17 protein-coding genes are annotated in these 24675 nt (G+C 43.8%); 6 read left to right on the top strand and 11 right to left on the bottom strand.

The annotated features are described in order from the left end of the window. Nucleotides 1–7: 7 nt before the first annotated feature. Both DBR43_RS13235 and DBR43_RS13230 read right to left on the bottom strand, forming a co-directional pair. Nucleotides 8–1306 (bottom strand): PQQ-dependent sugar dehydrogenase, encoded by a 1299-nt coding sequence (locus tag DBR43_RS13235; protein WP_199757038.1) that lies wholly within the window; start codon nucleotides 1304–1306, stop codon nucleotides 8–10. A gap of 41 nt (nucleotides 1307–1347) precedes the next feature. Next, nucleotides 1348–2493 carry a glycoside hydrolase family 105 protein gene (locus tag DBR43_RS13230; protein ID WP_124581530.1) on the bottom strand — a complete coding sequence of 382 codons (1146 nt, stop codon included), beginning with the start codon at nucleotides 2491–2493 and terminating at the stop codon, nucleotides 1348–1350. A 431-nt stretch (nucleotides 2494–2924) separates the two neighbouring features. Between DBR43_RS13230 and DBR43_RS13225 the strand changes: the two genes are divergently transcribed. Continuing rightward, complete coding sequence (locus tag DBR43_RS13225; protein ID WP_124581528.1) at nucleotides 2925–3746, top strand: ATP-binding protein; 822 nt, start codon at nucleotides 2925–2927, stop codon at nucleotides 3744–3746. Between the two features lie 48 nt (nucleotides 3747–3794). Here the strand turns inward: DBR43_RS13225 and DBR43_RS13220 are convergent, their stop codons facing one another. Together DBR43_RS13220 and DBR43_RS13215 are read right to left on the bottom strand one after the other, a co-directional pair. Next, on the bottom strand, nucleotides 3795–4283 hold the full coding sequence (locus DBR43_RS13220; protein ID WP_124581526.1) for a cupin domain-containing protein: 489 nt from the start codon (nucleotides 4281–4283) through the stop codon (nucleotides 3795–3797). Between the two features lie 41 nt (nucleotides 4284–4324). After that, nucleotides 4325–5326 carry a zinc-binding dehydrogenase gene (locus tag DBR43_RS13215; protein ID WP_124581524.1) on the bottom strand — a complete coding sequence of 334 codons (1002 nt, stop codon included), beginning with the start codon at nucleotides 5324–5326 and terminating at the stop codon, nucleotides 4325–4327. A 135-nt stretch (nucleotides 5327–5461) separates the two neighbouring features. Here DBR43_RS13215 and DBR43_RS13210 point away from each other — a divergent pair, with 135 nt between their 5' ends. Together DBR43_RS13210 and DBR43_RS13205 are read left to right on the top strand one after the other, a co-directional pair. Next, a complete protein-coding gene (locus DBR43_RS13210) occupies nucleotides 5462–6310 on the top strand; it encodes an AraC family transcriptional regulator (RefSeq protein WP_124581522.1) in 849 nt (282 codons plus the stop codon). 19 nt (nucleotides 6311–6329) lie between these two features. After that, entirely contained in the window at nucleotides 6330–7433 is a 1104-nt protein-coding gene (locus DBR43_RS13205) for a DNA alkylation repair protein (protein ID WP_124581520.1), read from the top strand. Nucleotides 7434–7536: 103 nt separating this feature from the next. Here the strand turns inward: DBR43_RS13205 and DBR43_RS13200 are convergent, their stop codons facing one another. Beyond that, a complete protein-coding gene (locus DBR43_RS13200) occupies nucleotides 7537–13911 on the bottom strand; it encodes an alpha-2-macroglobulin family protein (RefSeq protein ID WP_124581518.1) in 6375 nt (2124 codons plus the stop codon). A 159-nt stretch (nucleotides 13912–14070) separates the two neighbouring features. On the opposite strand from DBR43_RS13200, the gene DBR43_RS13195 reads away from it, so the two are divergent. Then, complete coding sequence (locus DBR43_RS13195; RefSeq protein ID WP_124581516.1) at nucleotides 14071–14415, top strand: nuclear transport factor 2 family protein; 345 nt, start codon at nucleotides 14071–14073, stop codon at nucleotides 14413–14415. A gap of 89 nt (nucleotides 14416–14504) precedes the next feature. Here the strand turns inward: DBR43_RS13195 and DBR43_RS13190 are convergent, their stop codons facing one another. Then, entirely contained in the window at nucleotides 14505–15071 is a 567-nt protein-coding gene (locus DBR43_RS13190) for a hypothetical protein (protein WP_124581514.1), read from the bottom strand. A 216-nt stretch (nucleotides 15072–15287) separates the two neighbouring features. Here DBR43_RS13190 and DBR43_RS13185 point away from each other — a divergent pair, with 216 nt between their 5' ends. Beyond that, nucleotides 15288–16247, top strand: coding sequence for a hypothetical protein (locus DBR43_RS13185; protein ID WP_124581512.1), 960 nt, complete (start codon nucleotides 15288–15290; stop codon nucleotides 16245–16247). Nucleotides 16248–16361: 114 nt separating this feature from the next. Here the strand turns inward: DBR43_RS13185 and DBR43_RS13180 are convergent, their stop codons facing one another. The 5 genes from DBR43_RS13180 to DBR43_RS13160 form a co-directional block, all read right to left on the bottom strand. Further along, nucleotides 16362–16811, bottom strand: a complete 450-nt coding sequence (locus DBR43_RS13180) for a hypothetical protein (RefSeq protein ID WP_124581510.1) — start codon at nucleotides 16809–16811, stop codon at nucleotides 16362–16364. Nucleotides 16812–16816: 5 nt separating this feature from the next. Continuing rightward, nucleotides 16817–17905 (bottom strand): efflux RND transporter periplasmic adaptor subunit, encoded by a 1089-nt coding sequence (locus DBR43_RS13175; RefSeq protein ID WP_124581508.1) that lies wholly within the window; start codon nucleotides 17903–17905, stop codon nucleotides 16817–16819. A 5-nt stretch (nucleotides 17906–17910) separates the two neighbouring features. Further along, nucleotides 17911–21060, bottom strand: a complete 3150-nt coding sequence (locus tag DBR43_RS13170) for an efflux RND transporter permease subunit (protein WP_124581506.1) — start codon at nucleotides 21058–21060, stop codon at nucleotides 17911–17913. Nucleotides 21061–21072: 12 nt separating this feature from the next. Continuing rightward, the gene (locus tag DBR43_RS13165) at nucleotides 21073–22455 is read right to left on the bottom strand and encodes a TolC family protein (protein ID WP_124581504.1); all 1383 of its coding nucleotides are present in this window, start codon (nucleotides 22453–22455) and stop codon (nucleotides 21073–21075) included. A 76-nt stretch (nucleotides 22456–22531) separates the two neighbouring features. Continuing rightward, a complete protein-coding gene (locus DBR43_RS13160) occupies nucleotides 22532–22942 on the bottom strand; it encodes an HYC_CC_PP family protein (protein WP_124581502.1) in 411 nt (136 codons plus the stop codon). A 230-nt stretch (nucleotides 22943–23172) separates the two neighbouring features. On the opposite strand from DBR43_RS13160, the gene DBR43_RS13155 reads away from it, so the two are divergent. Continuing rightward, nucleotides 23173–24651, top strand: coding sequence for a TPM domain-containing protein (locus DBR43_RS13155; RefSeq protein ID WP_124581501.1), 1479 nt, complete (start codon nucleotides 23173–23175; stop codon nucleotides 24649–24651). Nucleotides 24652–24675: the final 24 nt, after the last annotated feature.

Genomic DNA, 24675 nt, shown 5'->3' with positions numbered 1-24675 from the left:
GAATATCTTATTTTCCGTTATATAAAATCCGGTATACGGTACCTTTAACATCATCAGTTACATAAAGAGAACCATCGGGTCCTTGTGCCAGTCCGCAGGGGCGATGTTTGGCATCTCTGGGCGACATTACCTGATCTGTTCCGGCAAAGCCATCAGCAAATATTTCCCATTCTCCTGTCGGCATTCCATCCTTAAATGGGGCGAAGACAACGTAAAACCCTTCCTGTTTTTCGGGAGTCCGGTTCCAGGAACCATGAAAAGCAATAAAAGCACCATTCCTGTATTTCTCCGGAAACTGATTTCCGGTATAGAATAACAGTCCGTTGGGAGCCAGATGACCGGGAAAAGCCAGTGCCGGATTGATATATTCCTTGCTGCCCTCTTTTTTACCATCGCCTCCATATTCCGGTGCTTGTATGTTTTTCTTTTGATACTGGTCGTAATAGACGTAGGGCCAGCCGGCATTGTCTCCTTTTTTGATCATATACAAACATTCCGCAGGAAGCAGTGCGGATCTTTTTTCGTCATAAAGATCCGGCCAAAGGCCATTGAGCTGATCACGGCCATGCTGCATGACAAATAAAGTGTTGTTTTGTTGATTCCAGTCTAAGCCCACCACATTTCTTATACCTGTGGCATAGCGAATACCATCGCCATAACTTTGGTTGAGCTTATTTGCTTTGAACTGCCATATGCCTCCGGCAGAATCTAATATCGGGCAACCCTTAATTCCGGGAGAACCTGGCGTTCGGTCTTTCTGCTGACAGGAATTGGAATACGCACCAATGTTCACATAGATATTACCTGAATTGTCCAGAACGATCGATTTGGTATCATGCTGCCTTCCTTTTTTCAATTTGCTGATCAGCTTTGCCGGATTATGCTGATCCAATACCTCATTTTTTTCATTCAGCTGGTAACTGAAAACTTCGTCATTTGAAGAGGCATACAATACCCCATCTTTTAAGTAAAGGCCGGTTCCGCCGTAATTTCCAAAGCCGCTTTGCTCGTCCATCCGGCCATCGCCATTTTTATCCTGCAGGTAAATGATCCCTTTCTCTTTAACAGGTTTTGCGAGTTTTACATAGAGGTTCCCTTCTTTGGTCACCACAATATGTCTGGCTTTGCCAATGCTGTCGGCCGCCACCAAGGCCCCAAATCCGGAAGGGAGTTTTAAGCCTGCATTATCGGCATCGGTTTTTGGCGGGCGATGCTGTCTGCCTGCGGAAGGGTTATTTTTAAAAGCATATAGGGAGCAGAAAATTCCGGCACTAAGCAAGGGAATGATCATTAGTTTCTTTATCATAGTACTGGCTTGTCAATTTTAATATATTTCTTGCGGCCGGTTTAACGCAATAATGCCGTTGCACACCATAGGATCGGTGCTTGTCCGTGCAGATCGCCGGTATTGCGCTTCCGGTCCAGGTAGTATTGGCGGTCGTTCTTCTTGTTGGTGCCTTCACAAACATCGGTCACTTCTGCATTTTCATTGATATAAGAAACGAGTCCTAACCAGCCATTCCTGGCAGCTTTGCCATAAATTTCTTTATCCAGCCATCCGTTTTTAACTCCGGTAATCATAGCGAAAGTAAACATTCCCGTTGCAGAGGTTTCCGGCCATGCTTCAGGGTCGTCAATGAGTTGGTTCCACATGCCATTCTTTCCCTGATATTTGAGTAACGAGGCCATCATATCGGTATAACCTTTCATGATCCGCTGCCTGTTTGGATTCTTTTTCGGCATGGAGCTCAATAGCTCTGCCATGCCTGCAGCCATCCATCCATCTCCTCTGCCCCAATAGAAGGGAACATCCGGAGCATGGTAAAATAAGCCATTGGGTTTTTGAAGCTGATCTAAGTAAAACACCATTTCTTTGGCTGCCTGATCAATGTATTTTTGATTTCCCGTTGCGCGGAATGCCTGTGCCTGTAATGCGGTAATCATATACATGTCGTCAATCCATAACCTCGTTTGCCAGGTATAACCTTGTTTGTAAAACTCATGTGATTCCTCTTTTACACGTGGCCCTTCCGGTGGTCCCCATTGCTTCTCCGCAATCGATGTCCCAAGGTCGAGGTATTTTTTATCCTTTGTCTGAAGATATAACTCCAGGGGTACAGCACCAAAAACGCAGTAATCCACATGGTCGGGCACGGGAATCATCTTTGATTCTGCCCCAAATAAGGGTTCAAAACGTTCCGCAAGATTCTTCGTTAGCTGTTTATTTCCGCTGGCTTTGGCGAAGGTCAGTGCGCCGTACCAGGCGCAGGATTCGGGATAGGTGATCACTCTTGGTGGAGTGGATTTACCAAAATTGGTATGCGGCGTAACGACAAAATGATCGGCCACCCTGGTACCTATCTCTTTGGGAGAGCTGCCCTTTGGCCAGTTTTTTAAATCTGCAGAGCTGGACTGGGCCCGCAGCAGACCTGTTCCGGAAAAGAAGATGCAAGATATAAGACCGGTTATGCCTAAGAAAATATTTTTATTCATGAAGATTTAGCTGTCTGATGATAAACACCTATGCTGATGTTTACCTGTTTAGGTATTTAAAGTTAGCTTTTATTTGATTTTCGGAAAATGGGTAAACCTGAAGAGCGGGCTTAATTTGTTGATTTGATAGAATTATTGATCATTCTTGTTAATATAGTTTATTAATTAGCTAAATTGGAACAGTAATTTTAATTCAATAATTGCTCAATTGCAGGAATGCCGGCAGCAGAACAATAACTGATGCGGGATTGATCATGATGATCTATGAACAAAAATTACCTGTATGTGCTTGCTGGCCAATTAACAAAATGAACCGGACTTAAGCCTGCCGTTGAATAGTTATATAGGATCATGATCGCTTCAGAAACGCTAGACAGAACCTGCAGGTTCCTGATAACATTTGAAAATCAATAAAAAACAAATATATTCTAATGAAAAAGTATCTCTCTCTGATTTTAATCATTACCCTGTCTTTACAGCTGAAAGCGCAGCATAGCTTACATAAACTCTGGGAAACCGACAGTGTGGTAAACCTTCCTGAATCTGTTCTTCCTGATTTGAAAGCCAAAGTGCTGTATGTCTCTATTATGGGAAATAACCCGAATGATAAGGACGGAATTGGGGGGATTGGAAAAATCAAACCGGACGGCAAAGTGATTGACCTCAACTGGATTTCAGGATTAAATTCCCCGAAAGGTTTGGCTACATTCGGAAACCTGATGTATGCTGCGGACCTGACCGATGTGGTGGTGATTGACATCGCTAAAGGAAAAGTACTTCGCAAAATTGCGATAGAAAACACAAAATTTCTGAATGACATTACGGTGAGCGATAAAGGCATTGTTTATGTCTCGGATTCCAGAACCAAAAGAATTTATAAGATCGAGAATGATGTTCCTACCATATACCTGGACAGTATCAATGGGGTCAACGGCTTAAAAGCAATTGGTACAGATCTGTATATCCTTGGCGGGAAAAGCTTTTTGAAAGCCGATGCAGAGAAGAAGATCAGCAAGATCGCAGAATTACCAAATGGAGGAGATGGTCTGGAGCCGATCGGAAATGGCGACTTTCTCTGTTCCAGCTGGGGAGGATTTGTATATTATGTTTATGCCGATGGGAAAGTCGATCTTTTACTGGATACTCATTTAGAAAAGAAGAACACCGCGGATATCGGATATGATCCGGTGAAAAAGATCGTCTACATTCCTACTTTCTATAAAAAGACAGTCATGGCTTATCAGCTCAAATAAACCTCTGGCATTGCTAAAGGTTTATTTGAGCGTTATTTGGGTCAAACCTTAGTTTTCTTTAGCATCAATTAAAATGGCGAGCTGGATGCAGGGCTGTTCCGAGCGGTTGCTCCAGGCATGGTTTGTTGCCTTTTGAATAACGATATCCCCGGTTTTTAATAGGGTTTCTTCCTCATCCAGGATCAAATAGATCTCTCCGGACAGGATGATGATATAGTCGAGCGTTGCTGTTTTATGCATTAAAGGATGCGGCCCGTTTTCTTTCGTACGCTCCGGAATGCCCAGTTCTTTATCCGGTGGAATGTGCACATACCTGAAATAGGTGCCGTTTGCAGGTGGGTTTGGAACGAGGGTGTTTTCCACACTGATGTCCTGATTCAGGTCTACGGGCATGGCATTCGTTGCCCAGATGTCTGAAATGATTAATCCGGGGATGTGTTCAGAAACATTGGTCACCTTTTTATCTTCGACAATTACAGAAAGGCCATCTTTATGCCCTGTTACTATCCTTCTTGGAATGGCGGTCATCTTTGTCATATTAGGGTTGTTTTTATTAAATGATTTTCAATTGAGGTGGTTTAGGAGGGGATGTTGATGATGATTTTTCCGAACTGATCTCCTGATTTCATCTTTTCAAACGCCTGGGCAATCTCTGCCAATGGATAAGAAGAATCGATCACAGGCTTGATCTGATGAAGGCCGACGAACTTTACCATGGCTTCAAACTCTTCTTCATTGCCCATGCTGGTTCCAAGAATGGAAAGCTGTTTCAAAAAGATTTGCTGCGGATCAAGAGTAGGGATCATTCCCGCAGTTCTACCATAAAGGACAATTCTTGCCCCAGGATTGGCCAGGGAAACAAGTTCCGGAAAGCCGGGACCGGAGGCACTGTCTATGATCAGGTCAAAACCTCCTGAAGTTTCGAGCAGCTTTTTAGCCCATCCTTCGGTTTTATAATTTGCGCCTCCTTTTGCACCCAGTGTCAGGGCAGTATTTAATTTATCTTCATTTCCTGAACTCACATATACTTCAGCTTCGGCATGGATGGCAAAAGCCATTGCCAGCAGTGCTGCGCCGCCACCAATTCCGGTAATGAGTACTTTGTTGCCTTTTCTGATTTGCCCCTTTGTAAATAGCGCCCGGTAGGCGGTCAGGCCGGCAAGGGGGATGGCTGCTGCTTCTTCGAAGCTGAGGTGGCCGGGTTTTTTAACCACATAGCGTTCATGGATGGAGAGGTATTCTGCAAAGGTGCCTTGCTGTGGAAAGCCGAGGATATGGTAGTCCGTACCGAATGTCCGGGGATTGCTGCCCCATTCTAAAGAAGGGTTAATGATGACTTCCTGTCCCATTAACTCCGGGTTGCTGTGAACACCGGTCCCGATTACTACTCCGGCACCATCAGAACCCATAACGATCAAATCAGGGCTTTTTTTGCGCTGCTCCTTGATGGACCACAGTTCATGGTGGTTAATGCTGGCCGCCTTGATTTTGATTAAAACATGGTACGGTAAAATTTCAGGGGTTTGTAGCGCTTCTATCTGCTGTGTGAAATTATTCTGGTCTAAAACTGCTGCTTTCATTCTGTGTAAGGTCTTGCTTAATAGCTGGTTGCAAAATTGCAGATATTCTAATCTGCCGATAGGTACGGCAAGGGGAAAAAGCAGTAAATTGACTGGATATTTAATTTTAACCCGCAATGTGTCTTATCTTGCAGCATGGAAATTAACCACGAAAACTTCTCTGTGAGTATTGAAACGCATGAGAGCTGGGAGAAACGCGATAAGCTGAGCAATTTCTTTGAACTGGTGTATATATTGGATGGGGAAGGAGAACAGTATGTAAATCAGAGCATTCATCCTTATGTTAAAGGAGAGATTTTTCTGTTGCCATCTGCAAGTTGTAACCGTTACCGGATTAAAAAGAAAACACGTTTTCTTTTTGTTCGTTTTACGAGTACTTATTTCTCTACCTATCATCAGTCCAGTTCTGTGAACTACAGCGATTGGTTTAACCGGCTCAATTTTATCATCGGGAATTATAACCAGGGGGAGGCCGGACTGATTGACAATCCTACGGATAAGGAACATGTGAAATCCTTGCTGGACCTTATCGTTTCAGAACATTACAGCGACAACAGCTGTTCGGTATTTTTGGTACAGAATCTATTGGTCTCCATATTGGTGATCATTTCCAGAAATATTGAGAAACAACTGCTCCATGGTCAGTCTTTTTCTGACAAACGATTTGTAAACATGCTTCACTTCATTCATTTTAACCTGTTGGATCAGGAGAAGGTGAGCGTAGAGGGGATTTCCTCCCGTTTCCATATTTCTGAAACCTATTTTAGCGAGTATTTTAAAAGAAATGCCAATGAAAGCTTTCGTGATTATATCCTCAGGTCGAAGCTGAAAATTGCGGAAGCCCGTGCGGCACTGACCTCCAATTCATTTAAAGAAATCGCAAATGAACTGGGTTTCACAGATAGTAGTCATTTGAATAAAATGATGAAAAAGTATTACCACAGGGGAATGCGCGAAATCAGAAACAAAGTCAGCGCAGCTTAACAACATTAAAAAAACGATTATGAGTAGCCTTCTTAAAGACATATATTCCCCGGCATTTTACGATAGATTATCTGATGTCCTTCTGCAAACCGTTCCTTCTTTTGATAAAGAAAAATTTATCAGTCAGATCTTTGATGAAGATTTTGAGCATAAAGAACTAAAAGCAAGGATGAAGCATACCGCCCAGGTATTACATCCCTTTCTTCCGGAAGACTATGGGCAAACTGTAGACCTGCTTTTTGACATCATTAGCGGGTTACGGAGAAACAATAGCGGAGAAGACGGACTGGCATTTATGTTTCTGCCAGATTATATCGAGACTTATGGAATGAATGACTATGAAAATTCTGTGAGGGCGATTGAATTCATTACCCAGTTTGTGAGTTGTGAATTTTCCGTAAGGCCTTTTATCCTGAAATATGGAGATCGGATGCTGGCGCAGATGACCGCATGGTCCTTTCATGAAAACCATAAGGTCAGACGCTTGTCGAGCGAGGGTACAAGGCCGAGGTTGCCATGGGCAATGGCTTTACCTGAGCTTAAAAAGAATCCAACTCCTGTTTTACCACTGCTGGAAAACCTGAAAAATGATCCTTCAGAATGGGTGAGAAGGAGTGTGGCGAACCACATCAACGACATTGCCAAGGATAATCCGGATATCGTTATTGCAATGGCAAAACGATGGAAAGGGTTGCATAAAGAAACGGATGCCATCATTAAGCATGGTTGCAGGACATTGCTGAAGCAGGGACATCCGGAAATATTAAAACATTATGGCCTGGAAAGTAAAGACATTCAGATCACTGAATTTGAGATTTCAACACCGGTAACTCCGATTGGTGGCGATTTGCATTTCTCTTATTACCTCCACAATCAGGAGCAAAAAGAACAAACGATCCGTTTAGAGTATGGATTGTATTACCGGAGGCAAAACGGAAGCTTGTCAAAAAAGGTGTTCAAGATCAGCGAGAAGGTTTACCAGGCAGACGAAAAAGTAAAGGTATCCCGCAAGCAAAGTTTTAAATTGATCACCACCAGAACGTTTTATCCGGGGCTGCAACAATTGTCGGTGATTGTAAATGGGGAAGAGAAAGAGATCCTGGATTTTGAACTTAGCCTGTAATTTGAATTTGGGCAATAACAAAATGCCGGTTGCCAATGGCCGTATTTGCAGTTGAAAAATATCCTGCTGCCTGAATTTATTTCAGACAGCAGGATATTTAAGTTTACTGAGGTTTTACTGTAACTCTTATTCCTGCAGTATGGGTGCTGAATTCCGGAGCATACATCGACTGTAAACTGGTAATTCCATTGGAGAAGTTTCCTGCATGGCTTACCCTTAAAGCATATTCAAACACATAGACTCCCTTTCTGAGGTAACTGATAAAGAAATTGGTGGAGGCATCTTTTGTGCTTTCATAATAGCCCAGTCCGTCCTGATACTTATAAGCAGAGATCACATTTACCGGTTCAAATCCTGAGGAACGCATGTCCTTTAAGTGGATGTATTCCATGTCCCGGTCTGCACGAATTTCGATCCTGACCTTGAGCAGGTCGCCGGGCGTCAATACATTTGTTGGGCTTAGCAACGTCAATACATCGCCCTTGCCTGATTGTTTCTGTAAAAACAGTTCTTTTTTAATTTTAACTCCTGTTTCTGCGGGCGTGATTTTATCCAGCTGTTCAAAATATTGCCAGTATACGCCTCCCCATGCAATGGTTTTATTGTTGTTTTTAACTTCAATTTTGCCCATCTCTGGTTTTACATTTTCTCCGGCAATGGTCAGTTTCTGGTAACCGGTTCCTGCTTCTTTCTTAGTATCGTCCAGGCCTAACTGTGCAAGGGTTTGATTTCCGATCGAGATTTCAGGTGCTGCGGACTCTTCCAGCATACTGGTTCCGCGAAGAAGTAAGGAATAACAGGCGGCAGCGGTAGCTTTCGTAGTTTTCCAGTCGTTGGTTTGTTTGTTCTTTAACAGCCATATTTTCATTTCCTCTACGGATTCCGCATCATTGGCTACCTCATCAAATACTTCTATCAGCAATGACTGCGTCTCAATGGGACTTTGGTACCACCACCAGCCATTGCGGTTGTTGTCCCAATACATGCCCATCTCTTCGTTCTTACGGGCACTTTCTTTGAGGAAGCGGACAATGTTCATTGCTTCTGGTTTATTCCCGTTTCTGGCCAACACCAGGGCTGCCTGACCGCGTTGATAGGCGTCCATACTTTTCCAGCTGGTTTTGAGTTTGTTCAGATAATAAGTAACTGCCTTTTTAAAGACAGGATCGTTGTTTTTCTGATCGGTATAGCTTCTTGCATACAAATAGTGGAGTGGGAGATAGTCTATTCCTTTTCCCGGCACCTCTTTCTGAAAATCATCCTTTAGCTTTGCATCGAGGTAAATGATGGCTTTATTCAGCATTTTTGGAAAGCCAGGAAAGGCTTTTTCATCGATCATTTTCAAGTGCTTTAATTGTCCCATGCCCAAAACAATATGCTGGGTGATGTAACGGTCGTCGGCCATTCCGTTGAACCAGGCGAAAGCACCATTTTCATGTTGCATGTTTTCCAGTTTTTCAAAATTGCCTTTCAACTCGTAAGTCATCCTGTTCAGGTCAAATAGCAATGCCAGTCTTTTTTTACGTGCGGTTTCCTCGCCTGCATCTTTTACCCATGGGGTTTCTTCCAGGAGGATAGACTTCAGTTCCGGATTTTTCTCCAGATTGGACAATAGTGCTGCCCCATCTTTTTCCTGCTGCCAGCGGCTGAAGACCTGTTTTATTTTGGGAGCACTATTGATGATTCCTGTAGCAAAGCTATTCGCATAGAAACGGCTGAAGGTTTGTTCTGCACATTCGTATGGATATTCCATTAAATAAGGAAGCGCCTGTACGGCATACCATACCGGGTTTGCAGTGAATTCCAGGGCCAGGCTTTGATTTTTTAAGGTTTTAGAGCTGCCTGATTGCAGCAGTTTCTCCATGTTAAAAGTCTTGCTGGTATTTCCACGTACATTCAGGGGCATGGTCTCCGTAAGGATCATTCCATTGGGAAGCACGGGAATGGTCATCTCTTCCCCATCGCTGTACTTACCGGATTGTGCAATGATTTTATAAGTGATGGCCGCAATACCCGAAGGGATCTGTAATGACCATCTCAAGACCTCATTGCCTTTGTTGGCGACCTCAAAAGTTTGTCCTTCTTTAACACCTGCAGACATAATGTGGATAACTTTGTTAGTAACTGCATCCCTCAGTTCCAGCATGGCCTCTCCTTTTAATACTGTTCCGCTCAGGTTATTCAGCTTTGCCGTAAAAAGGATGGTATCCCCTTCGCGGAAGAAGCGCGGTGCATTTGCAGAGATGGCCAGTTGTTTTTGAGTAAGGAGTTCGCGACTGATACTGGCTGTTTTCAGGTCTTTGGTATGTGCAAAACCCATCATTTTATAACGGGTTAAAGATTGAGGTATGGTGAAATCAATTTGGATCTCTCCATTTTTGTCCGTGTGCAACTGCGGATAGAAGAAAGCTGTTTCATTGAAGTTCGTTCTCGGAATTACCTTTTCCAGACCTTTTGCCGGTTTATCGCTGTTTGCCGCCGGGTCATCATAACCTCCGGCATCTGCAACTACTGCTGCTTCCGGCTTTGGCAGAAAACCCGGAGCCGGGGCAGATTCGCTAACCAGGCCTGAAACTTTTCCCGCCAACGTGGACATTCCGCGTATCTGAGCGGAAGAGGCGGTTTTCATTTGTTTCTTTTGGGCTGCATATCCGGTAACGACCACCTCACTCAAGGCTGAGCCATCCTCTCTTAAGCTCACGTCCAGTCTTTTTGCTTTACCTGCTTTTATGGTAAATGTTTTAAATCCGAGCGCCCTAAATTCTATTTGCTGTCCCGAAGCTGCATTTATTTTGTAGATGCCGTATGCATCAGTAACCGCTGCTGCTTTACCGGATTTTACACTTACTCCAGGCAAACTGTAACCTTCTTTATCGGTGACTACACCATAGATAAGACTGCCTTTTTGCAGCTCTGCCAGTTTTTTAAGCCCTTCCTGAGACATGCTTCTGATTTTAATTTTATCCAGATAACTGCGGTAGCCGGGATTATAGTCGCCACCATAATAGTTATATCCAAATAGGTTCAGGTCTTCGTATCGTCGGAATATCTCGGAAAAATAATCATCATGGTCATTTAAGAACCAGAGTTTATATCCGGTTCTAAGGGCGTTTCGTTCTGATGTCCAGGTATAGCGGTTATAGTCGTAAGTGTTGATCAGGGGAGCATTCCAGTCCATCTTTTTAAGTTCATCCAGCGATGCGTCATAAAGTGTGGCGGCCAGTTCTGCCATTTGTTTTTCCCCTGTTTTGCTTGTGATGCGGAGTTTCCAGCTTTCTTTTTCACCGGGTTGTAATTTGTTCCGGAAGGTTAAGAAATTGATGTCTAATGCTTTTCCGGGATCAATAATATTTACTGTCTGCAGGCAGTTATAAACAATGCCGTTTTGAATAAGGGTAAACTGAACTGCAAAGTCGTTCTGGAATTCTGGCCGGGGGCTTATTTTGATGATGCTTTGTTTGGTGGATAGGGTTATCCACACTTTATCCACAATTTTGTTTTTGTAGTAAACTTCATAATAAGCTGTTCCGGAGGGGGTTGTTCCCGCCAATCTGAAGATGGCAGTTTCAGTGGGTAAAATCTGTGTCTTTTCTGCGACCAGCCATTCCTGTTCCGTTAGTATCTGACTGGCTTCAGGATGGTAAATGCGCACTATTTTCTCCAGATCAATACGCTCCTTATCTTCATTAAAGGCGCTGAACTTCACTTTATAAAAACCAGGGATCAATTGTTTTGCACTTAGGCTAAAGTTTCCGGCTCCTTTTTCAGCACTGATGTCTTGTGTAAGATCAATCTTTTTTTCCGGCCAGTTTAAAGGGTTGTCATCTCCTGCATAGGCTTCATTTGGAAAGGCCTTAATAAACTCAGCTTTGTTCAGTGTATATTTTTCCGGCTTAACGCTGAAGGGACTGTTGTTAGGTATTCTGCCCGGAGATTCCAGTAAAAACCATTCTGCTTTTAATTTTGCTTTTACAGGTTCTCCGTTCAGGTTGGTGATGCTAAATGGGATGCTATCTGCTTTCGAACTTAGAAAGAGATCCGTTGGTATTCCCACGTCCAGGAGCAGGTCTTTATCTCCCGCCTGAATGTCCTGGCTTCCTGTTCTGGTCTCCCCGTTAATGTCGGTTACCTCTACCTTCACTGAATAAGTATACCGGTCTGCCTTTGGCTGTCCTGTGCTTGCAAAGAATTGGAGGCTGAAACTGCCATCCGCTTTGGTCTCCGTCTGGCCAATGGCGATTTGCTTTGGTGAAGTTCCTCTGGAACCATAAAGGTAATGAGGAAACCTGCTGTTCCTGAAAACCGTATATTTTACTTTCCCTGCACCTATGGCATAACCGGAAAATGTAGTTGCTTTTCCTTTAACCAATATGCTGTCGTTGAGCTTGTATTTCTGGGTGGATTTATCAAATAAGACCTCAAAACCCGGGCGTTTGTATTCTTCCACCTGCACCTCAATACTTCCATAAATCGTGCTTAATTCCATGCTGCCATTCATTTTTCCCATGGGGATGCTAAAGGAGCCCTGGAATGTGCCATACTCATTAGTAGTTACGGATACTTCTTCAAGCTCCTTACCGTTTACATCGCTGAAAGTAACCTCGAGTTTTTGTCCTGCCACAATGCTGTTTTTTGTATCTTCTTTTTTGATGAAAAGCCCTTTATAGAAGAGGGTTTGCCCGGGGCGGTAAATGGGACGGTCGGTAAAGAGGACCACCTGTTCTTTCTCTGTCTCCTCTCCATAGTAGTAATAGCCGTTCGAGGCATTGACCATCAGGGTATCTCCCTTATAACTGACCTGCACTTTTCGGACATAAGGATTCTGCCTGAACATTACCACGCCATGTTCATCTGTTTTCATTGAAGCGCCATCATATAGCTTAGCTATTCCCTTCTCGTAACGTTCATTTTTTTCCAGAACAGCTGCATTTTTTAAACGTTTTCCAGTAAGGCTATTGGAAACGATATATTGTGTTGAGTCTTTTGACAATGTTCTGCTGGTCACTGCAAGGACGGTGACTTTAAACGGATTCAGGCTATTCGTGTATTTTTCCTTTTTTGAATCGAAGGTATTTTGCGCGATCAGCAGATAATTGCCCACTGGAAGGGCTTCCATCTGATCAGAAAGGTGATGCTCCTGATAGTCCTTTAAGGAAGGGACCGGAACAGACCAGCTTCTGTATGGTTTTTCTTTTTTAAGAAAAAGCTGGTAGGCATCCTTGTTCCGGAATTCCAGATAAGACTCATTTTCTGCAGCAGGAAGTTTATAAAGTTTTAGATGTGCCGTGTCTATATTTTTGTAGCTGATTAAAAACTGGATCGGACGCTCCGGGAGGTTGGCCTGTTTTATTTCTATTTTTATGGTTTCCGTCTCGATGACCCGGATTAAATTGGCTGCATTGTTTGCACCCTGACTCCCGGGATACATTTTGATGGCTTTTTCCGAAAGTGCCATCGCTTTGATCAGGTTTTGTTTGCTGCTGTCTTGCTGCCCCCCATTTTTGTAAACCTGAGCCTGCTGGAATAATATGTCTGCATACAATGGATTGTTTTCTGCTTTTTTTCCTAATGATTCCAATGCATTGAAATACAAACTGTCTTTATGTTCACCGGTACTTCTTCCGTAGATAAACTTTAGCCTTTTGAGTTCTATCTCTGTCAGAGCTGCGGTACTGCTCTGCTGATCATGGACTTTAATGAGCTGCTGAAATACCTTTAAAGCCTCCGCTGAAAAATAACTGCTGTCGGCCTGCGGGATTTTTATCGCTGAAAATGTCTTATGGTCTGCGAACCAGATGGGGTCGTCGAAATTGATGCCCTCCATATCCGTGTTGGTAATGTCAATTTGCGGATTCATGAACACGTCTAATGCACGGTGGGCCAGAAGATCGTAAAGACTGGGTCTTAAATCCCGGTTACTGCTGTCGCCGGTAAGAATTTCATTAAATACGCCTACTTTAATATTTTGTAAAAGGCCGACTTCAGAAAGAGAGCTGAGGTATGTTTTTGCAGCTTCATTGGTGATTTGCCTGACAGACCAGGTGCCGATCTCGTCACTGAGCTTCGTTTCGACCATGGTCCGTTTCGCAATGCGATAGTTGTTTTGCTGGTAATACTTCCAGTACATTTCTGCAAGCAAGGATTGTAAAATGCTTTTTTCAGGTTGCTTTGCGATTTTGATATCGCTCCGCAGGTCATTCAGGATTTCCTCGAAAGCATCATCTTTCAGGTAACTCTGAAATAGCATCCGATACATTACAGATTTTACCAGCATAGGAGCGTCCCCCTCCGTTCTGGCCTGTTTCATTAACTTTTCAAGAATGGGTAAAGCTTTATTTGCCTGAGCGATGCTGGCTAAAGAATCTATTTTATCGAATTCCTTCATATAATTGTTTGCCGTAGGTTGTTGTGAAAAGGCGCTTTGAGCAATCGAAACAAAGCAGAGGAGTAAAAAAGAGATACGTAGCGTAACTTTCATAAGTATGTATTTTAATAGAAGATGGAGTTACCTTAGTAATTCCATAAGGAAGTTCATATTATCAGGGAATGTATTTTATTTAATCTACCGGGCATTCTCCAGTAAATAATAGTTTAATTTAGTTGCTAATATTTATGGAATTAAGATAATAAAAAATAAATGAGGATCGATGAAATAATTCAGGATCAGGTGAATGCTTACAATGAGCGGGACCTGGCTAAAATGATGACTTTCTTTTCGGATGACATTCAGCTCTTTGATTTTGGAGAAAGTGAGCCATTGGTTAAGGGGATTACAGGGGTTGAAAAACTGTACAGGAATGTTTTTGACCATTCGCCAAACCTTCATGCAGAAATTTTAAACCGCATTGTATTTGATGATAAAGTGATTGATCAGGAAAGGGTGACTACCCATGAAGGAGGGACGGCGACGGAAGTGCTGGTCATTTACGAACTTGCCGATGGATTGATCAAGAAGGTTTATTTCATTCAGGAAAAGAAATAGCCGGAAGTAAACCGCCGCGTGTCGTGGCCTTGTTCAAAAATCAGAGAAGAGCTCAGCCTGAGTTCTTCTCTGATGAGGGGTGTTTAGCTTTAAAACAAACCCAGCATAATTCCTGCTGACAGTCCGGTAAAGCTTTTTATTGGATTGGCGTTAATGTGTCCGGTACAGCTTATTGCAATATTCCTGTTAAAATTAAAACTGTACCTAAGCTCTACCGGCAGGCCTACCGTATAGCGTTGTTTGTAATTTTCCTCCTGAGGAGGAGCGCCTGGAATCTGGCTGTTGCCTCTGACGACATGGGTGACGGCCGATAAACCAGTTCCAAAATGGAATCGCTGATATTTCATCAGCTTGAAACTTCTTCCCATGATCAAACTGATGTCTGAGATTTCGGGATGAACTTTTCCCAGGTATTGCTTCGTCTTGTACTTTGGTTCCACGGCAGAAGTTACTTTAATTTTATAATAATTTTTACCCATTTCTAAAGTGATCCCACCTTGCAGCATATTGATTTTGTCGTTGTTCCTGCCGAATTCCACCTGGATGTACAGGTTGTTGTATTCTTCAAATTCCAAAGAATCGGAATCCTGAGCATAGGCCTTTCCTCCGGCAATCAGGCCAAGAGCCGTACTGATTAAAATGACATACTTTTTCATTTGATTCGTGTTTAGTGAACTCAAATGTAGCATCAAAAGAAAGGGCGGATTATTCTTAAAAGAGTGCTGTGGCTCAGTTAATAATCTTTAAGATTAATTGTTACCTTAGATAAAGAGATGTTTCACCTGATAAATAATCTTAAAGTATGAAGTTGGCTTGAAAAGCTAATAATTGTCTGGTCAATCTCGCTAAATAATAATCTTTGATGATCAAATATGCAACAGAATTTTATTGACCGCCTGAAGCTGACTTTGCCAGCCTATCAGAATCCCGCCCAAAGCATCGCCGACTGCTTAAACATCAGTTTAAATGAAGCGTATAAAAAGATCAGGAATAAGAGCGCACTTACCCTCCAGCAAATGGTGAAATTGGCAGATGCTTTTAAAGTACCGATTGTATATCAGCCTGACGAAACGCCCACAGTAACTTTCAGCTACCCTAAAATTGAAGGCGGGGAGCCAAACATGGAAGATTACCTTCTTGACCTGTTGACCAACCTCAAGCTGATCCATGCCTGTAAAGAAAAACACCTGACGATCGTGACAGATGATATTCCCCTGTTCCACCTTTTTAAGTACCCGGAGCTTACGGCCTTTAAACTGTTCTTCTGGTTCGAGAGCCTGAGCAGTACTCCCCAGAAGTTTGAACGGTCATTTGTTACGGAAAACATTACGGCGATAGCTCAGGAATTAAGCCGCATTTATCTGGAAATCCCGAGTACGGAAATCTGGGCCAAGAACAGCATTCATGGAAGTTTAGAACAGATCAGGTATGCTTATGAAGCGGGGTATATCAGTGATCATGCTTTAGCGGAGGAGCTGGTGGTACAATTGCGCTATTGTCTTACGGATATGAACATGTATGCCATGAGCAGTAAAAAGACCATAGATACAGCGCATACTTTTAACTGGTACAATTGTGATGTTTTAGGCACCATTGCCTATCTCGCAGAAATGAACGGGACTAAAATCTGTTTCAACCGCTTCAATACCTTTAACTTTTTGAAAACAGAAGATCCTAATTATTGCCTGCAAACCAAAGCATGGATGCAAAGCCTGATGCGTAAGTCGGTTTCATTTAGCGGGCAGGGAGAGAAACACCGGAATAAATATATTTATCAGGCTTTTCAGGAGTGTGATGCTTTGATCAAAGAAATCTCCGGAGAGCGGAATTGACCTCGATTCCTTCATCATTTGATTGCCGTTCCGAAATGAAATTAAAAAGCCAGACAAGTACAGGATCAGCTGTACCTGTCTGGCAGGGAATCAAGAAATCCTCTTATTCCGCTTTTATTGATGACTGGCTACAAAATCTTTGTAGTTTTTCTCATTGGCAAAATAGGCTACACTGCCCTCTTCACTGAGCAGGACGATATAGGCGGTTGCCTTACTTACCTTTTCTCCAGTTTGGGGATCGGTTGCGATCCTGACTGTTTCATCCTTTGGAATACGCTCTACGCACATCTCGCAGCAGCCATAAAACATATCCCCTTTGTAGGGAACTTCAATTTGTTTTTTCCCCATATAGGCATCATTTACCATGCAGACCTCACTGTTGGGCACCCGGCTTCCTTTTTCAGGTCCCCTGGTAAGGGCTGCAGGAGCCACCGGTATTGCTGCTTTTGTGCTGACGGCTTCTTTATTTGTTGTGGTATTTACCGGTTGAGCGGTGGAATTACAGGCGGCAAAAAGTACGCTGGATAAGGCCAGGGTACAGCATAATTGATTAAATGTGTTCATAATTTCTATTTTTTTATGGATGTTCCTTCTTCGATTTCTTCAGTTGCTTTTAGCAGGATTTGGTCGCCCTCGCTGAGTTCGCCGAATACCTCTACTTTGTCGGGCATCATGCGTCCTTTACTAACAGGGATGTTCTTTGTCTTTCCGTTTTCAACACGGATCACATAGATGCCCAGATTCGCATCTACTAATGCTGTTTTCGGGATAAAGAAAGTGGCTTGTCCGGCTTGTAAAGGGATGTTTGTCTCTGCAACCATTAATGGCTTCAGGTCCTGGCCTGTATTCATGAAATCTGCTTCAATCTTTTCAGACCGTAATTTCAGGTCAAGGGCACCCGATTTACGGGAGATTCTCGCTGCATACATCTTTTGCGGTACAGATTTTACCCTAAACCGGATCGTATCTCCTACATTCAGGTAAGGAGTACTTGATTCAGGAACGGATAAAGACAGGCGAAGTTTATGGTTGTTCTGTATGACAAGCAAGGGCTTATCGGCAGCTTTGCCCATAGGACCAACATAAGCCCCCAGATCTACACTTCTGTCGGTCACGGTGCCGCTAAAAGGAGCACGGATGACCAGGTAATTGTTCATGGCCTTTAGCTCATTGTAAACAGACCTTGCGGCATTTACCGTTGCTTCATCGGCTTGTTTTTTTGCAGTAATCTGGTCCAGGGCATCTTTGGAGATGGCCCCTTCGGTTTTATCTGCATCAAACATCCGGTCGTAATTTGCTTTAGTGGCAATGTAAATGGCTTCCTGTGCATGGAGTTTGGATTTTGCTGTGGCAAGTTGGGCGAGAATCTCCGGAGCTTCCAGTACCATCAGCACCTGGCCCGCGCTTACTTTTGAGCCAATGTCTACATTGATCTGCTGTACGTAGCTGTGTACCTTGGCATACAATTCCGTCTCCTGATCTGCGAGGAGTTCTCCTGCCAGCTTCAGCGATACCCTGGGGTTACTTTTCTGGATGGAAACCGTCTCAAAGCCTGGCATCATCGGCATTGCCGCAGTCTTTGCGGTTTCTTTCTTTTCATTATTGCAGGCACTGAAAGTCAGCGCCAATCCTGCAAGGATATAAGTTAATCTTTTCATTTTTCTTAATGGTTTGGTTTAATAAAATGGACGCTGTTCTCATCTTCCGGATCAAGGGAAGGGGAGATGGTGCTCGTTTTTCCCTGTACCCAGGCAAATACCAGAGGTAATAAGATAAGCACAGAGAAGGTAGAGGCAAATAAGCCTCCGATCACTGCACGGCCTAACGGCGATACCTGATCACCACCTTCGCCATGTCCGATCGCCATTGGCAGCATTCCTGCCATCATCGCCATGGAGGTCATGATGATTGGACGGATCCTGAGGGAGGCCGCTTTCATCGCCGAAGCAAAAGCATCTCCATTTTGTAACCTTAGGGTTTCCGCATTGCTGATCAGCAATACGGCGTTGGCAATAGAGACCCCAACGGACATTATGATGCCCATATAAGATTGCAGGTTGAGTGTAGAACCTGTTATTTTAAGGAGAACCAGGGATCCCAGTACCACAAAAGGAACGGTAGTCAGGACCACGAAAGAGACTTTGAAAGATTGGAAATTTGCCGTCAGCATCAGGAAGATCACGAGTACAGCGATCAATAAACCATTGATCAGGCTTTCCATTGTTTCGTCCAGTACCGGGGACATTCCTGCGACAGAAATGTTCAGCCCTTTCGGGATTTCTCCTAAGGAAGCGATCGCCGCGTTGACATCCTTCTGTGCCCTGCCAAGATCCTGATTGTGCAGATTGGCGGTAACCGTAGTATAGGCCATTGTCCCCAGGTTATAGCTTTCACCAAGGGCGGTGGTTGGCATAATGGTCGCCACATCTCCCAGTACCGGACGGTCAGAATTTTTGGATAGAGGGATATTTGCCAGCTCATCTTTACTGTTCAGTACATTTTGAGGAGTCTGGACCTGTACGTCGTAGGCAATTCCCATCATTCCTTCTACCCACATGTTCTTGCTGGTATACCGGGAAGATGCAGTGGAAGCAATCAGCGAACGGGCGATATCCTGTGCATCAATTCCCAGCTGTGCCGCACGAACGCGGTCTATATTGATCGCCATGGCCGGATAGTTTAAGGATTGAGGGATCTGCTGATCTCTCAGGTAATCGATCTCCTTTAGTTTTGCCAGGAGCTTATTGGCATACATGACATTTCTCTTTTTCATCATTCCTGAGAAACGCACTTCAATCGGCGTATTGGTACCCTGGCTCAGAATTTTTTCGGTCAGCTCGATCGGCTCAAAAGAAAGCTGCAGTTCCGGCATTTTCTTTTTCATGTGTGCCCGGATCTGGTCTTTTAATTCATTTGTGTTTCCGGAATAATCCTTTAATGCTACCTGCATAAGTGCTTCATGCGGCCCTGCGTTGTATAAATAAATAGGACTTACAGCAAAAGAGGAAGGATGTTGTCCGATAAATACCGAGGATATTGCGATATGCTCTTTTCCGATAATGGTTTCCAGTTCACGCAGCATCTGTTTGATCTTTTGCTCGGTTTTCTCGATCCGCGTACCTTCCGGTGCTTTTACCCGTACCTGAAACTGACTGGAATTTACAGCAGGCAGTACGTCTGTTCCGGTGATGCTGAACATCAGGTAAATCAGGGCCCCAATTGCCAGAAAGCTGATGATAATCACGGGTTTTCGTTTAGGGAGCAGGCTTTCCAGAAAGGCAATAAAGCGGTTTCGGAAACGATCAAAACGGCCTTCTTTACTGTGTTCTTCTGCCGAAAGTGGTTTGATCAGCCAGTTACATAGAATCGGAACGAAGGTTTGCGATAGCAGGAAGGAGAAGATCATGGAGAAGCCGATGGCGAGGGCCAATGGCATAAACAAGGCTCCCGGAATTCCGGTCATGATAAAGGCCGGTGCAAATACGGCAAGGATACACAACAGGATCAACAGTTTCGGGAAGGCAATCTCCTTACAGGCATCCCAGATGGCCAGTGATTTCGGTTTTCCCATGGCCAGATGCTGGTGGATATTTTCTATCGTTACTGTACTTTCATCTACCAGGATTCCGATGGCCAGGGCCAGTCCGGACAGGGACATGATGTTAATGCTTTGTCCGAAGAGCTTGAGGAAGAGAACACCGGAAATAATGGAAATCGGGATGGTCAATATCACAATGATGGCACAACGGCGATCGCCGAGGAACAATAAGACCATCAATCCGGTCAATATGGCACCTAATGCGCCCTCTACAATTAAACTTTTTACGGCATTGATCACATACACCGACTGGTCAAATTCATACGAAATCCTGATGTCGCCGGGCAGGTTATTCTGGATATTTGGAATGGCCTTTTTCAGGTTGCTCACGACATCCCAGGTAGAAGCGTTTCCGGATTTTGCAATATTGATGTATACAGAACGCTTGCCATTGATCAGGGCGTAACCTGTGGTAATGTCTGCACCGTCTTTTACGGTTGCCACATCTCGGATATAGACGTTGTCGACCTTGCCTTTAAAGATTGGGATATTGCCGAAATCTTCTACCGCTTTAATGGTGTTATTTGTTGGCGTCAGGTAGTTGATGTCATTGATATAAACATTTCCCGATGGGGCCGTGATGTTATTGCGGCTGATTGCTTCTACGATCTGGTCCGGAGAAAGCTGGTGGGTCCGTAATTTATTGGGGTCAATATTGATCTCGACAGTTCTCGGACTTCCGCCGAAAGGAGGAGCTGTGGTGAGTCCGGGAATGGCAATCAGGAAGGGGCGCGCGGTAAAGTTGGCGATATCCTGTAACTCATTATTGGTCTTGGTCTCACTCCTGAAAACGAGCTGGCCCACGGGCTGTGAAGAAGCATCGAAACGGATAATGAAGGGTGGAGGTGCACCCGGAGGTAAGAATACCTGCGAACGGTTGGACAAGGCGCTGATCTCTGCGATGGCCTGGCCCATGTCTATTCCTTCATAAAAGTTGAGTTTCATCAGGGTGAGCCCCTGTGTATTTTTAGTTTCTATACTTTTGATGCCACTGGTAAAGAGCATCATGTTCACATACATCTTGGTGAAATAACCTTCCATCTGCTGCGGTGTATAGCCATTGAAGGAATGGGCAATATAGACCACAGGAAGGTTCATTTCCGGAAGAATATCAATCTTGATATCCTTAGAGGCTTTGATCCCGAAGAACAAAAGCCCGAGTACCATCACCATAATGGAAATGGGCTTGCGCAGTGCTAAGCGTATTAAATTCATGTTTGTTCGGGATTATTGGATGGCATTTAATAAAATAGACAATTCCCCCATTGCGGCAGATTTGATGAGCAGGGCTTGCCAGATGTTGTTCCGGGCAATTTCAAAGTCAATCTCCGCCCGGTTCAGTGCATAGAGGGATTGGGTCAGGTCTACAATGGTGGTCAATCCATTCCGGTATAAAGCCATGTTCTGACGGTAGGCATCGGATGCGGCTTTAATCTGGATTTTCGTCTCTTCAAAATTCTCTATTGCATTTTTTAATTTGGCATTGGCGAGTTGTGTTTGTGCAGATAAATCCTCATTGATGAGCTGATACTCATTTTGAAGGGATTGTGTCCTGTATTTTTGTTCCCTTGTCTTTGCGGAGAACCGATAAAGATTGGTCAGGTTCCAGCTCAGGGTCAATCCCGTGAGGTAATTGCCACGGTCTATTCCTGCTCCTTTTCCGTAAGACCTGGAATAGGCACTGTTGTCTTGTACATAATTCCATTCAAACCCTGAACCGCGTCCCTGAAGTACACCAAAAGCAGATAAAGAGGGAAGTTTGTTCGAGCGATGAAGCTTTTCTGCCTGTTCACTGCTTTCTACTTTACTTTTTTGCCATAACAAGATCGGGTGTTGCTTTACTGAGGGATTCTTGTCTGTCAGTTGCGGGGTTGTACGCGTAAAAACAGAATCCAGGGAAAAGCTTTGGTACTGTTCACCAAGCAGTACGGAAAGCGATTTGGCGTATTCCAGCTCCATATCATAGGCCTTAATCCTTGCAGATTGGGCGTTGGAAACTTCTGCCCTGGCAAGAGATGCGTCTACTCCCGGAATCAGTCCGCTTGCTGCACGGCTTACCGTGGTGGTCATGAATACCTGAGCGCGATCCAGATTTTTCTCTTGTACATATTTGATCCGCTGACTGGCCAGCAGGTTGAGATAAGCGGCGCCAACTTTTACCTGGTGCTGAAACTTTTCCTGCTCCAGATCTGCAATGGCTACTTTTTCATCTGTCCTTGCGATCTGAACCTGGTTTTTTATCCGGCCAAAAGTAAAGAGGTTCCAGTTGATGTTGGCCAGGTAAAGGGAACCAAAAGCGGCATTCCAGTTCTGTTCTGCAAGTGGCATAGAGCTGGCGGCACTACCTAATCCCCCATAAGCATACATCGGCCCGTTCTGGGCATTGATGGTCCCATAGCTCTGTTGTGCCAACAGGCTGAAATCTGGTAAATGCTGACTTTTCTGATAAGTAATATTTTCGCGGGAAGCCAGGACCAGGGCTTCTTTTGCTTTAATCTTTTCGTAGTTCTGTATAGAACGTTGTAATGCGTCGGGCAGTTGTAAAGTTTGGGCATACGACAGCGTCGATAAGCCACAAAATGCCGCTAACGCAATGAATCTGATATTCATTGTATAATAATTAGAAATTAAACCATCATGACGACTTAGTATGGAAACATACTACAGGTTTCAAAAAGGGGATGGTCTATATTCTGTATACGCAATGTAATACATAGAGCGGGGGCCGCTCTTTGGGAGTAGAAAAATAAAATGAAGGAACTTTAAGTTCTGTTGAAACAGAGCTTCCGCCGAAAGCAGGAAGAGGGTGTTGATGAAGAACGGTTTCTCCGGAAAACTTAAACAGGCTTTGCTGCTGTGAAATCTTCTCTACTTTTTCTGTGAGTTTGATTTGCTCTTTTTCATGTTTGCAGCAATTGTCTTTCCTGGTTTTCTGTTTGGTTTTAATCACGCAAACCGGACATACTTTATTTTGATGATCGTCGGGAAAAAACTGAATCTCCTGTTTGATGCCATTGCAAAAATGAGCACTGGCCGTAAATCCGGTGGATACGGTCAGGAACAAAATGCAAAGAAACAGGCTGAACAGTCTTCTCATAACAGGAAACAAAGATGCTGTTCTCTTTAAAAAAGATCTTATAGAATTCTGAAAATGATTTATATAATTTTAGCTGGAGGACTGAAAATGTATTTTCATGGAAGATTTTTACCGGAATTGTAGTTTGGCTTGGTTGTTGGTTAGGTCAGAAAGCATTTTTTATATCGCATGTTAAATTTTATTTCTTTTAATGAGGTTGGTATAAAACCAATCGTATATAGCCAATTTTAATGTTCAGAAGCCCGGTTTTTCAGTTTTTTCTATTGGTTACCTTATGGTTTTGCCAGCCTTTAAAGGCTGAAGTATCTGTGCGTAATGGTGTTGACCGATCTGTTGATAGCCTTCTTAATCCAAAGGATTATGGAAAAGGCTATGTGAGCAATGAAGATCAGATGATCAGTGGGGCTACGGTAATCAGGCTCAATGAGATCCTTACGAAACTGGATAAGGAAAAGAAAGCTCAGGTGGCAGTTGTTCTTGTCAATTCAATTGGAAATGCCCTTCCAAAGGATTTTGCGAATAAGTTGTTCAGAACCTGGAAAATTGGCGACCAGGATACACATAATGGCTTGTTGATCTTACTGATTAAAGATCAGAGAAGGGTTGAATTTGAGGTAGGCTATGGTTTGGAAGGTGTGTTCCCGGATATGATCGCTTTTCGGATTCAACAGCAGGAGATGCTCCCTAAACTAAAAGCAGGAGATTATGATGGGGCCGTTTTATCAGGAGTCGAAAAAGTGGCAGCCCGGTTGTCTGCATCAAAAGAAGAACTGATATCGCGTAATGGATCGTTATCGGAAGAAAAGCCGGTGTATCCGCTCAGGGTCTTGTTTCAGGATTTCCTGGTGCTCATCGTTTATATCGCTATTTATACCATTTATGTCTGCTCGCCTGCAGGTGAGCGCGTACTTCATAATACCTCTTGCTGGTGGGGTATTTTCTTATTGTTCGGCCCGGCACTCATTGTCACGTTACTGGCCGTGTTTACAAATGTCTATCTTAACTACCGGGTGATGATCGCAATTCTTTATGGCTGCTGGTGCATTTGTATGAGTGTTTATTTTACCGGCGAAATCATGTATGCGATGAAAGATGATAAGAAGAGCCGGGCAGAGCGCTACGACGGGCTGAAGTTAAAAATGAAAGACCTTATCTACTATACTTTTTTATTCCCATTGCCGCTGTTGATGATTCAGTTTATAAGGCTGAAAATTAAACTGCGGCGGCTTCGTTATGCGCCTTATTATTCGGAAAAATGTCAGTCAAATATGAAACTGGTTCGGGAGGAAGAAAAGAATGGCTTGTCGGAGGCAGAAAGGATGGAGCATAGGCTGGGGGCAGTTTCTTATGATGTCTGGCGCGCAGAGGACTGCGATGACCTGCTCAAGGTTAAATACCTGAACGGGAATTCCGGGATTGTGAAATGTAGCTCCTGCGGGAATATGACGGGAAAGAGACTGAGTTCTAAAACAGAAAAGAAGGCGACTTCGAAACAGGAAGGGCTTAGTCTTAATGAATATGAATGTCAGTTTTGTAAGGCTAAATTTAATAAATCTGAGCCGATCAGGAGACGGAGCTTTAGTTTTACGATAGGGTCGGGTAATGGCAGTTCCGGCGACAATGGCTCAGGTTCTTCCGGCAGTTCCGGTTCATCAGGTAGTTGGGGCGGAGGGTCTTCGGGAGGTGCTGGTTCCGGAAGCAGCTGGTAAAGGCTGAGGAAAACAACAATGATA

Source organism: Pedobacter sp. KBW06 (assembly GCF_003852525.1).
In the GTDB taxonomy this organism is placed as follows: Bacteria; Bacteroidota; Bacteroidia; order Sphingobacteriales; family Sphingobacteriaceae; genus Pedobacter.
Note: the sequence above shows the minus strand (reverse complement) of the source record. Positions and strands in the feature narration are given on the sequence as shown.